General features: G+C 70.8%; 14 protein-coding genes. 9 read left to right on the top strand and 5 right to left on the bottom strand.

Annotated features, from left to right (window positions below; all coding sequences use genetic code 11):
- Nucleotides 1–35 precede the first annotated feature (35 nt).
- The 3 genes from EER30_RS18705 (at nt 36) to EER30_RS18695 (ending at nt 2,040) form a co-directional block, all read left to right on the top strand.
- Nucleotides 36–845 (top strand): PrsW family intramembrane metalloprotease, encoded by an 810-nt coding sequence (locus EER30_RS18705; protein WP_127501766.1) that lies wholly within the window; start codon nt 36–38, stop codon nt 843–845.
- Between the two features lie 296 nt (nt 846–1,141).
- Nucleotides 1,142–1,633, top strand: coding sequence for a GNAT family N-acetyltransferase (locus EER30_RS18700; protein WP_127501765.1), 492 nt, complete (start codon nt 1,142–1,144; stop codon nt 1,631–1,633).
- Nucleotides 1,634–1,788: 155 nt separating this feature from the next.
- On the top strand, nt 1,789–2,040 hold the full coding sequence (locus tag EER30_RS18695; protein ID WP_127501764.1) for a hypothetical protein: 252 nt from the start codon (nt 1,789–1,791) through the stop codon (nt 2,038–2,040).
- Nucleotides 2,041–2,046: 6 nt separating this feature from the next.
- Here EER30_RS18695 and EER30_RS47950 read toward each other — a convergent pair whose 3' ends face one another.
- Complete coding sequence (locus tag EER30_RS47950) at nt 2,047–3,021, bottom strand: class I SAM-dependent methyltransferase (RefSeq protein WP_240670154.1); 975 nt, start codon at nt 3,019–3,021, stop codon at nt 2,047–2,049.
- Between the two features lie 95 nt (nt 3,022–3,116).
- Between EER30_RS47950 and EER30_RS18685 the strand changes: the two genes are divergently transcribed.
- Genes EER30_RS18685 through EER30_RS18665 form a run of 5 tightly spaced genes read left to right on the top strand, consistent with a single transcriptional unit; the run spans nt 3,117 to nt 6,775 of the window.
- Nucleotides 3,117–3,515: a TOBE domain-containing protein gene (locus EER30_RS18685; RefSeq protein ID WP_127501763.1), complete on the top strand. Its 399-nt coding sequence runs from the start codon at nt 3,117–3,119 to the stop codon at nt 3,513–3,515.
- A complete protein-coding gene (gene modA, locus EER30_RS18680) occupies nt 3,512–4,324 on the top strand; it encodes a molybdate ABC transporter substrate-binding protein (RefSeq protein WP_127501762.1) in 813 nt (270 codons plus the stop codon). The genes EER30_RS18685 and modA overlap by 4 nt, the downstream gene beginning before the upstream one ends.
- Complete coding sequence (locus EER30_RS18675) at nt 4,321–5,103, top strand: ABC transporter permease (RefSeq protein WP_127501761.1); 783 nt, start codon at nt 4,321–4,323, stop codon at nt 5,101–5,103. The genes modA and EER30_RS18675 overlap by 4 nt, the downstream gene beginning before the upstream one ends.
- Nucleotides 5,100–6,134 (top strand): ABC transporter ATP-binding protein, encoded by a 1,035-nt coding sequence (locus tag EER30_RS18670; RefSeq protein WP_127501760.1) that lies wholly within the window; start codon nt 5,100–5,102, stop codon nt 6,132–6,134. Before EER30_RS18675 ends, EER30_RS18670 begins: the two co-directional genes overlap by 4 nt.
- Before the next feature lie 56 nt (nt 6,135–6,190).
- A complete protein-coding gene (locus tag EER30_RS18665) occupies nt 6,191–6,775 on the top strand; it encodes a DUF1684 domain-containing protein (RefSeq protein ID WP_127501759.1) in 585 nt (194 codons plus the stop codon).
- A 12-nt stretch (nt 6,776–6,787) separates the two neighbouring features.
- Here the strand turns inward: EER30_RS18665 and EER30_RS18660 are convergent, their stop codons facing one another.
- Nucleotides 6,788–7,459 (bottom strand): adenosylcobinamide amidohydrolase, encoded by a 672-nt coding sequence (locus tag EER30_RS18660; RefSeq protein ID WP_127501919.1) that lies wholly within the window; start codon nt 7,457–7,459, stop codon nt 6,788–6,790.
- A 23-nt stretch (nt 7,460–7,482) separates the two neighbouring features.
- Nucleotides 7,483–8,082: a GNAT family N-acetyltransferase gene (locus EER30_RS18655; RefSeq protein ID WP_127501758.1), complete on the bottom strand. Its 600-nt coding sequence runs from the start codon at nt 8,080–8,082 to the stop codon at nt 7,483–7,485.
- Between the two features lie 161 nt (nt 8,083–8,243).
- On the opposite strand from EER30_RS18655, the gene EER30_RS18650 reads away from it, so the two are divergent.
- Nucleotides 8,244–9,281 (top strand): hypothetical protein, encoded by a 1,038-nt coding sequence (locus EER30_RS18650; protein WP_127501757.1) that lies wholly within the window; start codon nt 8,244–8,246, stop codon nt 9,279–9,281.
- A 49-nt stretch (nt 9,282–9,330) separates the two neighbouring features.
- Here EER30_RS18650 and EER30_RS18645 read toward each other — a convergent pair whose 3' ends face one another.
- Both EER30_RS18645 and EER30_RS18640 read right to left on the bottom strand, forming a co-directional pair.
- On the bottom strand, nt 9,331–10,119 hold the full coding sequence (locus tag EER30_RS18645; RefSeq protein WP_127501756.1) for a discoidin domain-containing protein: 789 nt from the start codon (nt 10,117–10,119) through the stop codon (nt 9,331–9,333).
- Between the two features lie 207 nt (nt 10,120–10,326).
- Entirely contained in the window at nt 10,327–11,961 is a 1,635-nt protein-coding gene (locus tag EER30_RS18640; RefSeq protein ID WP_127501755.1) for a sulfatase-like hydrolase/transferase, read from the bottom strand.
- Nucleotides 11,962–12,092: the final 131 nt, after the last annotated feature.

Below are 12,092 nucleotides of genomic sequence, written 5' to 3'. Positions count from 1 at the left end.
GTGAGCCGATCTCACCGGCGGGGTAGCAGCGCTGCATGCGCGAAAATCCCCGCCGGTGGGCCTGGCTCGGCGTTCTGTTCATCGGCCTTGTTCTCTACGTCGTCGTTCTGCGGACCCTCGTCCACACGCAGAATCCCAACTTCGTGCCCGCACTGATCCTGCTCGGCGCGACCGTCGTCCCCCTGGCCTTCCTCACCTTCGCCCGCGCCCACTCCGGCCGCTGGCAGGTGCCCACGTCGGCCCTGGTGATCTCCGCGTTCTTCGGCGGCGTCATCGGCATCGTGGTGGCCGGCACCCTCGAATACGACACCCTGCGCGGCCTCGGCGTGCTCCCGATGGTGCTGGTGGCGGTCATCGAGGAATCGGCCAAACTCATCGTCCCGCTGATCCTGCTGCTCACGATCATGTCGAGGCACGAGCGCCGCCTCCCCTCCGACGGCCTGCTCATCGGCGTCGCGTCCGGCATGGGCTTCGCCGCCCTCGAGACCATGGGGTACGCCTTCACGGCCCTGCTCGCCTCGGGCGGCAACATCGGCAGCGTCGAGCAGACCCTGTTCATCCGCGGCCTGACCTCCCCCGCCGGCCACACCGCGTGGACCGGTCTGACCGCGGGCGCGCTGTGGGCCCTGCTGGCCGCGCCGAACACCCGCCACGTGCTGGCCTTCATCGGCACCTTCATCGGCGCGGTCATCCTGCACACGAGCTGGGACACCTTCGCCTCACCGATCGCATACGTCATCCTCGCCGCGATCAGCCTGAGCTGGCTGTTCCTGTCCCTGCGCCACTACCGCACCGTCGCCGATCACGCCCCGGCCACGATCGCGATGCGCCCCCTGACGATCTGACGGCGCTCCTCCCGCGAGGCAGTGCCGCACGGTGCCGCCGGTCGCGGCAACAAGTGCCCACGCCAAGCCGAACGACGGATCGCAACTTCAAGCAAACGGGCCCCTCCCTCCCCATGATCATGACGAGATCCTGAACGTAGGCCTCTCCGACGCGGTCGAGACCCCTGCATCAAGGATCAGCTGAGTGATCAAGCAAGGGGAGGGGCCCAGTTCCTGGTTGTAGGGCCGAACGAAGAGATGCTTGCACCAGGTCGCCGGGGATGGACCCGAACCTGGAGGCTTACTAGCCTCGTGGCATGACCAGCCCGGACCGGCCCGCCCCGACGATCATTCGGGCGCGGCCGGCTGATGAGCACTTCGCGAGCGTGGCCGCGCTGTTCGACGAATACCGGGTCCACTATGGTGAGCCGGCCGCGCCCGCCGAGACCCACGCCTGGCTGACCGAGCAAGTCAGCACGGGACGGATGTCGGTCGCCGCCGTGCTCGACGGCCCGGCCGTTCGCGGCATCATCACCGTGGCGGTCATGCCCGCCTCACTCACCCTCGGCACGGCCTGGATGGTCCGCGACCTCTTCGTGCCCCCACGGGCCCGCCGCCAAGGCATCGCCCGCGCCCTCTTACACCACGTGGTCGGTGCCGCTCGTGACGCGGGCGCGCTCCGGGTGTCGCTGCAAACCGAGATCGACAACACCGCGGCACTCACCCTCTACGCGGAGGCCGGTTTCCGCCCGGTGACCGGCTTGGAACTGCTCAACCTGACCGTACTGCCGGGCCACGAGCGTGGATGAGCCGTGTCACCGCCGGTGAACTTCGGGTCGGGCCGCCCGTCTGCCGAGCATTCTGTCCGAGCTCGCGCCCCGGTCGTACGGGGATCACGCCGCCCGGGTCTACGGGACGCGGACGCCGCCGCACCTGGCCTGAGCTGCGGTCATAGGATGCTTTCATGACTAGTGACGCCACGGCCGAGCAGCTTCGCAAAGAACTCGAGGACATCGACGGCGAGATCGCCGAGCTGCGCCGTCTGAGCGGGGACGCCGAATCCCGCCGCGGGCAGGACAGCGACACCTCCGAGGGCTACCGCGAGCCCGAGGAGCTGGCCACCGAGCTGACCGGCATCGCCGAGAACGAGGCGATCCTCGACACCCTGCAGCAGCGCCGCGAGCGCGTCGAGGCGCAGCTCAAGGCGCTGAGTTGAGCTGAACTACGGGACTCGGACGGCCAGGGCCAGGAAACGGTCGTCCGGGTCTTCGTAGCGGGTCAGGCGCCACCCGGCCGCGCGCAGCGCCGGGTCAAGGTTTTCCCTGTTCAGAGGCTCGTCGGCGGTCAGCGTGCGGCCGTGGCGGGCGGCCAGGGCGGCGCGACCGCTCGGGTGGAAGAGGATCAGCCGGCCGCCGGACCGGGTGACGCGGGCCAGCTCGGCCAGGCCTGCGGCGGGGTCGGGCAGGTGGTGCACCAGGCCGGCGGCGAAGACCACACCGGCCACCGCGTCGGCGATCGGCAGATGCCGGGCATCCGCCTGGGTCAGCACGGCGCGGGTGTCGCGGCCCTTCGCGCGGGCCGTGGCCAGCATGTCGGGCGTGCAGTCGAGCCCGATCACCCGGCCGGACGGGCCCACCGCGTCGGCCAGCGCCGGCAACGCCCGGCCCGTGCCGCAGCCGACGTCCAGCGCGACGTCGCCCGGTGAAGGCGCGGCGGCTTCCACGGCTTTGACATAGGCGGGCAGGTCGTTGCCGAACCGTTTGTCCCACCCGGCCGCCTTCGGCGTGAAGAACGCGCGGCTCTCGGGCAGGTGCCAGCGCTCGGGGTCGGCCAGGCGCGGATGCACGTGCCGGATCACGGGCCACTGCGGGTCGTGGTTGTCGATGACGACCTGCGCCCGCTTCTCGCCCTCCCCGCCCCTCGGCCCCGTACGCAGATAGACGATCACGCGGTCGGCGGCCGGCTCGAGCACGTTGAGAGCCGAGTCGAGCACACCTCCGGCGGGGCCGCTCAGACCCATCACGGCGTCGACGTTCCAGGCTCGCGCGGCGGCGGGGAAAGCGGCGGCCAGTCGGGCCGCGAACAGCGCGGCGCCGCCGTGGTCACCGCCGTCCACGATGACGGTGAGTGGCGCTCGGGGGGTGAGAACCTCGGCCAGGAACTGCGTGACCTCGGTCAGGCGCTGGGACACGCCCATCAGCATGCCGTTGCCAGTGTGAGGACCGCAACGTTTCCGCATCTGCTAGCTCGTTCCTCTTTCCAGCCTCGCAGATGCAGCCCTAGGGTGACGCTGTGACGACCTACCGCATCGGGGAGGCGGCTGAACTGCTCGGCGTCAGCGTCGACACGGTCCGCCGCTGGATCGACGCGGGCCGTCTGCCGGCCGGCCGAGACGACCACGGTCACCGTCTCGTCGGCGGCGCCGACCTGGCCGCCTTCGCCCGATCACTGGCCGACGAGCCCGACCCGGGCAGCGGCCGCTCCTCCGCGCGCAACCGGCTGCGCGGCATCGTCACCGCGATCGTCCGCGACGCCGTGATGGCTCAGGTCGACATCCAGGCCGGCCCGTTCCGGGTGGTGTCGCTGATGAGCCGCGAGGCGGTCGACGACCTGGGCCTCGAGGTGGGTTCGACGGCGGTCGCCGTCGTCAAGTCGACCACTGTGGTCGTGGAGCGAGGAGACGAGAGATGAGACGCGTCCTGACCGGGCTGGCTATTACGGCCGTGCTGGCCACGGCGGCGTGCGGCGGCACCCCGGCCAACAGCGACGGGGCCAACAGCGACGGCCCGACCGGCGGACCGACCGGCAGCGTCGGCCCCGAGACCACCGGGCAGCTCACCGTGCTGGCGGCCGCCTCCCTCACCGAGTCGTTCAACCAGATCAAGACCGACTTCGAGGCGCGCAACCCGAGCGTCAGCGTCACCATCTCGTACGGTGGCAGCTCCGGCCTCGCCCAGCAGATCGTCTCGGGTGCGCCGGCCGACGTCTTCGCCGCCGCCAGCCCGTCCACCATGAAGACGGTCGTCGACGCGGGCGACGCCGCCGGTGAGCCGAGCGTTTTCGTGAAGAACCAGCTCGTCATCGCCGTACCCAAGGGAAACCCCAAGGGAATCGCCGCGCTGACCGACCTGACCAGGCCCGACCTGAAGGTGGCTCTCTGCGCCGAGCAGGTGCCGTGCGGCTCAGCGGCCAAGAAGGCGACCGAGGCGGCCGGCGTCGCCATCAAGCCGGTCACGCTGGAGCAGGACGTCAAGGCCGCCCTCTCCAAGGTGAAGCTGGGCGAGGTCGACGCGGCGCTGGTCTACCGCACCGACGCGACGGCGGCTGCCAAAGACGTGGACGGCGTCGAGTTCCCGGAATCGGCCAAGGCGATCAACGACTATCCGATCGTCGCGTTGAAGAACGCGCCCAACCCGGCCGCAGCCGCCGCTTTCCTCGATTTCGTACGCAGTGAGCCCGAGCTCAGGGTGCTCACCGACGCAGGGTTCCAGAAGCCCTGAGTCGTTCACGCATCCCGCTCGCGCTGGCGGTCCCGGCGGCGATCGGCCTGGCGTTCCTGATCCTGCCCCTGGCCGGGCTGCTGATCCGGGCGCCGTGGTCGACGCTGCCGGAGCGCCTCACCGAACCGGGCATCCTGCAGGCGCTGCGGCTGTCGCTGCTGACCGCGAGTCTGGCGACGGTCGTGTGCCTGATTCTCGGCGTACCGCTGGCCTGGGTCCTGGCCCGGACGAGCTTTCCCGGACGCCGGCTGGTGCGGGCGCTGGTCACCGTGCCGCTGGTGCTGCCGCCGGTGGTCGGCGGGGTCGCGCTGCTGCTGGTCTTCGGGCGGCGCGGGCTGCTCGGCGAGTGGCTCGACCAGACGTTCGGGGTGAGCCTGCCGTTCACCACCGCCGGGGTCGTCGTGGCCGAGGCGTTCGTCGCCATGCCGTTCCTGGTGATCGCGGTCGAGGGGGCGCTGCGCGGGGCCGACGCCCGGTTCGAGGAGGCGGCGGCCACCCTCGGCGCCACCCGGTGGACGGCGTTCCGGCGGGTCACGTTGCCGCTGATCGCCCCGGGGGTGGCGGCGGGCGCTGTGCTCTGCTGGGCTCGGGCACTGGGCGAGTTCGGCGCGACCATCACCTTCGCCGGCAACTTCCCCGGGCGTACGCAGACCATGCCGCTCGCCGTCTATCTGGCGCTCGAACAGGACGTCGACGCGGCGATCGTCCTGAGCCTGGTGCTGCTCGCGGTCTCGGTCGGCATCCTGGCCGCTTTGCGGGACAAGTGGGTGGCCGCATGACTCTTTCGGCGCAACTGGCTGTTCAACGGCCCGGGTTCGCCCTCGACATCGAGCTGGCGGTTGAGCCGGGTGAGGTCGTCGCGCTGCTCGGGCCGAACGGTGCGGGCAAGACCACCACGCTGCGCGCGCTCGCCGGGCTGCTGAAGCTCGACGCCGGCCACATCACCCTCGACGGCGTACGCCTCGACAGCCTGCCGCCCGAGCAGCGGCGCATCGGCGTCGTGTTCCAGGACTACCTGCTCTTCCCGCACCTCAGCGCGCTCGACAACGTCGCCTTCGGGCCCCGCTGCCGCCACGTGCCGCGCGCCGAGGCCCGGCGGAACGCCCACGACTGGCTGACCCGCGTGGGTCTGGCCGAGCACGTGCGCAAGAAGCCCCGGCAGCTCTCCGGCGGTCAGGCCCAGCGGGTCGCCCTGGCCCGCGCGCTGGCCAGCGAACCCCGGATGCTGCTGCTCGACGAGCCGCTGGCCGCCCTCGACGCCCGCACCCGACTCGACACCCGGGCCCAGTTGCGCGGTCACCTGGCCGCCTTCCCGGGCGCGACCGTGCTGGTCACCCACGACCCGCTGGACGCGCTGATGCTCGCCGACCGCCTCGTCATCGTCGAGGACGGCCGGGTCGTGCAGACCGGCGACGCGGCGACGATCACCGCCCAGCCCCGCACCGACTACGTGGCCCGCCTCGTCGGCCTCAACCTCTACCGTGGCCGCGCCGACGGGGTCACGGTCTTCCTGCCGGACGGGTTCCCGCTGGTCACCGCCGTCGAGGAACACGGCGAGGTGTTCGTCGCGTTTCCGCCTTCGGCCGTCGCCCTCTATGCCGCCCGGCCCGACGGCAGCCCCCGCAACACGTGGCCGGCCACGGTGACCACGGTCTCGCGGCACGGCGACGCGCTGCGCATCGAGCTGGCCGGCACTATCCCGGTCGCGGCCGACGTCACCCCGGCCGCCGCGGTCCACCTGGGCCTCGAACCCGGGCGCGAAGTCTGGGCCACGGTCAAGGCGACGGAGGTTCACGCCTACCGCGCCTGACTTCGATGGTCATCGTCACGCGGCTTTTCCCGGCCGGGCGGCCTAGCCTGAGAACCATGCAGGCACTCGAACTGACCGACTACCGGGCGGCCGTCGCGCGGATGTACCTGTCCGACACCAGCCTCGAAGAGTTCCGCGCCGAACGCGACAAGATCTTCGGCACCCACCCGCAGTCGGCGATCCCGGCGGCGGAGCGGTCCTCGTTCAGCGGCCTGCGCTACTTCCCGCCCAACCCCGACGTGATCGTCGAGGCCGAGGTGCGGCCGGCCAACGGCGAGATCGACATCGACACGGGCGGGCCCGACGGGGTCGTCCGCTACCACCGCGCGGGCATCATCGAGACCCCGTTCGGCGAGCTGTCCCTGTGGTGGATCGCCGCCTACGGCGGTGGCCTGTTCCTGCCCGTGCGCGACGCGACCTGCGGTCATGGGGCGTACGGCGGCGGGCGCTACCTGACCGACACGGTAAAGGGAACCTTCGGCCGGGGGCTGCAAACCCTCGGGGGTTCGCGAGTGCACCTCGACTTCAACTACCTCTACAACCCGTCCTGCGCCTACGACGACGAGTGGCTGTGCCCGCTCCCGCCGCCGGAGAACCGGGTCACCGCGGCGATCGCGGCCGGAGAGCTCACGTATCACTGACGATCGGCCAGTTCAGTCGCCGCCGACACGATCGGACCACGACTGAGTGCCCGCCAGGTTGACCGCTCCTCCGTCGAGCACAGCCGTGTACGCGGCCCGCGCGAGCGGAGCACCCCAGGTCGAGCGCGGCCCGGCGTAGTCGGCGGCCACCCCTTCGGCCGGACAAAGGACACAAACCGCGTCGGTCGCCGTCCCGGTGGCCGCCAACCCGAGTTCCCTGATCGCCTGCGTCTTCGCCTCGGTCACCGTCGCCACCGCGTTAACCAGCGCCCCCGCGCTCAACCGCACCGGCACCCACGCCACGATGTTGACCGTGCCGACGTGGGGATCGGACTCAGCCTCAGCCGCGGCCGCCTGCACCGGAGCGCCCAGCCCGACCGTTGCCCACAACCGCACCCCGCCTTCCGAGGCGGCGACGACATCGGCCACGTCGACTCCGGTCATCAGGCCCACGCCCGGGCCGTGCAGGCCCAGATCCCCGGCGATGCCGGCCAGATGCTCGGCGGGGTCGTCGCGGTCGTAGGACATCGGAACGGTGGCGTTGACCAGCCAACCGCACGGGCCGATGCCGCCGCCCAGCACCGCCGACGAGATCGCCAGCACCGGCTCGGGCAGCCGCCACACCAGCAGCGGCACATCACGGCCGTCCTCGGCGCGACAGGTCAGTTCGGGTTCCGGCAGCAGCGGCCAGGGGCGCCCGGATCTCGTCACGCGGGTTCGCCGGAGACCGGCGAGGCCGGCGTTCCGGAGGCGCGATCGGCGGATTTCCCGAGGCCCGACCATTCGGAGGCCAGGACCGCCCACACCTCGCTGTCGTAGCGGACACCCTGCCACGGGAAGTTGGCCCGCAGCGTGCCCTCGTGCGTCAGGCCCAGCCGGCGGGCGACGTTCGAGCTGGCCACGTTGTCGGGCCGGCATTGCCACTCGACCCGGTGGATGCCGAGCTCGCCGAACAGCCAGCCGATCAGGTGCGCGGCCGCCTTGGTGATCAGCCCGCGGCCGCGGCCGGCCGGTTCGAGCCAGCAGCCGACCTCGGCGTTGCCGAAATGCACGCCGAACGCCATCACGCCGCCGACCAGCACCCCGTCGAGCCAGATGCCGAGAATCCGGCCCTCGCCGCGAGCGAGCAGATCGGCGTACTTCTGCAGGGTTGCCGTCGCGGACTCGAGATCGGTGCTGCGGCTCGCCCAGGAGATCCACTGGTTGACGCTCTCGCGCGCCCGATCCATGTGGGCCAGAAACTCCGTCGCCTGCCACGGCTGCAGCGGGCGCAGCGAGGCTCCCCCGCCCAAATCGATCTCGAACACGAAGCCAGCCTACTGAGTTCGGTGGCTCCGCTTCGCTCCGCAGGGTGGCAACGCATCGACGGCAACCACCCGTCCACCGGCAATTTTTTCTTCGCCTGCCGTCAACCCGTTCCCGAAAGGATCCCCTTAGATTTACGATCATCGATCTGAGGGGGGTAGTCATGGGTGTCGTTCGCAGGGCCGCGGCCGCGATGGCCGGCGTTCTGGCGGCGACCGGGCTCGCCACAGTGGCGGCGGCTCCGGCGCAGGCCGCTCCGAGCCGGGCCGAGCTGGCGCTTCGGTGGGCGCCGATCCACTACCAGGACGTCGATCAGACCGGGGCGCACGCGCTCGCCGGCAAGAGCGACTTCATTACCCGCTACGACTTCGACGGCAATCTGAACGGCCGGGACAACTGGGACAACACCGGGAGGAACACCGCGGCCGCCGTCTACTACTCGGTGCTCGAGACCGGCACCCACTACTACCTGACGTACTTCTTCTTCCACCCGCGCGACTGGATCGACCACCCGTTCTTCGAGACCGAGCACGAGAACGACGGCGAAGGCGTTCTCGAGATCGTCGCCAAGGACGGCTCGGCGTACGGCACTCTCAAGGCCGCGGTCACCGTCGCGCACAGCGACTTCTTCTCGTACGCCCCGAGCGGCTCCGACTGGTCCGACGGGGGCGAGACGATCGACGGGACCCTGCAGCTCAAGCCCTCGCCGCACGACGCGTTCCAGCACCCGGTCACCGCCCAGGAGCGCGGCGGTCACGGGCTCAAGGCCTGGCCCCAGTACGACATCGACGGCGACGGCGTCGTCTACTACCCCTCGGCGAACGTGTCGGAGTCGCCGAGCAGCCCGGACGACCGGGACGTGCGCTACGAGCTGATCGACATCTTCGCGGGCGGCGGTCTGTGGGCCCAGCGCGCCAACGCGAACCTGTTCGCCAACCTCGGCACGTTCGCCGGTGACACGTCGGGCGGCTGCGGCACCGGCACGTACTCGTGCGGCACGAACTCGGCCAACGCGCCGTGGGGCTGGGACGACGGCAACGACGTGCCCGCGCGCGGCGAGATCGCGACTGATCCGGCCCGGCTCGCGGCCGCGTACTTCCGGGTGCCGGGCACGCTCGACCGCTCGTACTCCTACAACCCCTACCTCAGCGAGGCGGCCGCGCTGAAGGCCGCGCGAAACCTTCCGCCGACGATCGACTAGGTCGATCGTCGGGTGCTCCCCGGCGGGTGCGAACCCGCCGGGGAGCGCCTCAGCGCACCTCGAACTCGTAGAGCGAGAAGCCGTACTGGTTGGAGCGCTTCGTGCCGTACATGCGCACGTAGCGGCCGATCGCCCCGTCGGCGTCGACCCGGACCGTGCCGCCCTGGCCCGCCTTCGTCGACCAGATCGTGGTCCACTTGGCGCCGTCGGTCGACACCTCGACCCGGTAGGCGACCGCGTACGCCCGTTCCCAGGCCAGCGTGACCGTCGTGAGCCGCCGGTTCTCGCCCAGGTCGACCTTGAGCCACTGCGGGTCGGAGAAGCCACTGGCCCAGCGGCTCACGCCGTCACCGTCGGCCGCATAGCGGGCGACCCACAGCGCGTCCTCGGCGCTGCTCGCTGTAACCGTGGCGGTGAGCGCGAGGTTGGCCCCGGACGGATTCCCGCGCGCGACGACCCGCGGCGCGGTCGCGGTTGTCTTCACCGTGGGTGATGATGACGGCACCGGAATGCTCGCCGACGGGGTGGCCGACGACGTGGCCGCACTCGCCGACGGGGTGGCGACCGCGGTGTGCGCGGTCCCCGAGGGCGCGGCCGGCGGCGTCGAGGCGGCCACCTGGGCGGCCGGAATGTCCACCGGCGGCACTCCCCGATCGGGGACAGTGGCGTCCGTCGTGACCCGGTAGGCCACGACCAGTCCGCCCGCCACGGCCAGCGTCCCCACCACGCCGACCACGGCCCACCAGGGCTTCCGCGTTTTCCGGCCCTTCTGAACCGGCGGCGGCGGCGCGGGCGGCACCGGCGGCGCCCCCGCGCCGGGCCGCTCCGACGGTCGCACGTCCGGCATTCTCGTCAGCCTCAGGCTGTCCGCCCGCGACGGCCGCTTCGACTCGTCCATCGATCCCTCACCTGCTCCAGCGCGGTCACCCCCTCGCGACCGCCGGACTATCTTGGCGGATCTTGGTTACAGAAGGGAGTTACGCACGAGTAGACACAGATCGATCACATGTCAGTGTTGCGACAAAGATCGGAAGTCACTCTGCGTTCAGTGAGGTTCCCCTTGCGGGCTGTACGCGGTGAGGAATTTGTCACGGAACTCGTTCATCGGCCAGAGCGGCGCGTCCGGCGCGGGGGTGAGCCCATTGGTCCAGCCCCAGCTCCCGATGCGGTCGAGCACCTTCGGGTCCTTGGCGACGATCGAGATCGGCACGTCCTTGGTGGAGTGCGAGCCGACCACGCTCGAGTTCGGCTGGTGGTCCCCGAGCAGCACGAGCACCAGGTTGTCGTCGCCGAAGTCACGGACGTACGAGATGAGGCTGTCGACGGAGTAGGCGATCGACCCGGCGTACGCCTGCTTGACGTCGTCGCCGCCCGGCGCCTCTTTGATCATCGGGCCGTAGACCGAGCCGTCGCCGATCTTCTCCCAGGGCAGCATCGAGGGCACCGGCTTCCACGGCGTGTGGCTCGAGGTCAACGTCACCTCGGCCAGCAGCGGTGGGCGTTTCGCCTTGCCGAACTCGTAGTCGTGGACCTTCTTCATGACGTACTGGTCGGGCATCGTCGACCAGCTCAGTGCCGGCCCGTTGTAGCCCAGCGTGTGCGAGTCGTAGACCTGCTGGTAGCCGTAGAAGTCGCCCTCGGGCCAGGCGAAGGTGACGCCGGGCTCGAAGCCGACCGTGCGGAAGCCGGCGCGCTTGAAGGCCGAGGTCAGCGTGAGCCGGTCGGTCGCGACGAGGCTACGGTAGCGGTTCTGGTTGTCGATCCACAGCCCGGACAGGAACGTCGAGTGGGCCAGCCAGCTGCCGCCGCCGAAGGTGGGCGAGGTGAGATAGCCGCTGCGGGCCGCGAAGCCCTTGGCCTCGAGCTCGGCCTGCCCGGCCCGCAACCGGTCGAGTACGGGCTGGTTGAACTCGGGATTCTCGACCGCGTCGCGGCCGTAGCTCTCGACGAAGCCAACGATCACGTCCTTGCCGCGCAGCGCGCTGAGGAGCTGGTCGTTCGGCAAATTCGCGAACGCGTCGTCCTGCACCTCACGGGCGAAGTCCTTGCGTTCCTGGATGTTCTGCGGGACCGCCAGCACCGTGTCGCGGGCCAGGTCGGTGGCGGTCTGGCTGGCCACCGGGATGCCGCCGACGAGCTGGAAGCCCATCACGGCCAGGGTGACCCAGGCGATCGACAGGGTGACGACCGAGCCGCGTACGGGCCAGGGGTGGGCGGCCAGCAAACCGCTCAGCCGCCGCGCCGAGAACGTCACGGCGACCAGCGCGGCCACCGCGAGCAGGACGCCCCCGGCCGCGGCGCCGAGCGCGGCCGGCCAGCCGTTGGCGTCGACCAGATAGTTGAAGCCGTCGCGGAACAGCACCCAGTCGAGCACGGGGTCGAACTGGCGGGCCAGCACCTTGAAGAACCCGACGTCGATGATCTTCAGGACGGTCAGGAAGCCCAGGGCCAGGCCCAGCACGGTCGCGGTGATGCGGCGCGCCCGCGCGGGCAGGGCCAGCAGCAGGGCGACGGCCAGCAGCGCCTCGATCGGCACCCGGACCAGGGCCGTGAGCCAGAAGTTGCCCGGCGGGAGCCGGGTGATCTGGTCGGGGAGCACCAGCGCGAGGAAGACGAGAATGGCGGCGAGAGTGGTGACCACTCCGCCGCCGATCCGGCGCACCTGCTTGTTGACCGACACTGGGGCTTCCTCACCGCTCGGCTGCTGTACCTACCAATTGGTACACGCGAGGTGGGCGAAAGTGGTTCAAGACAAGATCACGTTCACCTCGCCCAGCAGGGCCCGGATCTGCTCGGCCCCGCCTGGGGTAA

This window comes from Actinoplanes solisilvae (genome assembly GCF_003999975.1).
Lineage (GTDB): Bacteria > Actinomycetota > Actinomycetes > Mycobacteriales > Micromonosporaceae > Actinoplanes > Actinoplanes solisilvae.
The sequence above is the reverse complement of the archived record's forward strand: the minus strand, read 5'-3'. Positions and strand labels throughout refer to the sequence as shown.

Bases quoted from the DNA above. Each gene is read 5' to 3' on its own strand.
- EER30_RS18650 (WP_127501757.1), top strand. From the start codon at position 8,244: ATGGGTGTCGTTCGCAGGGCCGCGGCCGCGATGGCCGGCGTTCTGGCG.
- EER30_RS18670 (WP_127501760.1), top strand. From the start codon at position 5,100: ATGACTCTTTCGGCGCAACTGGCTGTTCAACGGCCCGGGTTCGCCCTC.
- EER30_RS47950 (WP_240670154.1), bottom strand. From the start codon at position 3,021: ATGGGCGTGTCCCAGCGCCTGACCGAGGTCACGCAGTTCCTGGCCGAG.
- EER30_RS18695 (WP_127501764.1), top strand. From the start codon at position 1,789: ATGACTAGTGACGCCACGGCCGAGCAGCTTCGCAAAGAACTCGAGGAC.
- EER30_RS18705 (WP_127501766.1), top strand. From the start codon at position 36: ATGCGCGAAAATCCCCGCCGGTGGGCCTGGCTCGGCGTTCTGTTCATC.
- modA (WP_127501762.1), top strand. From the start codon at position 3,512: ATGAGACGCGTCCTGACCGGGCTGGCTATTACGGCCGTGCTGGCCACG.
- EER30_RS18665 (WP_127501759.1), top strand. From the start codon at position 6,191: ATGCAGGCACTCGAACTGACCGACTACCGGGCGGCCGTCGCGCGGATG.
- EER30_RS18700 (WP_127501765.1), top strand. From the start codon at position 1,142: ATGACCAGCCCGGACCGGCCCGCCCCGACGATCATTCGGGCGCGGCCG.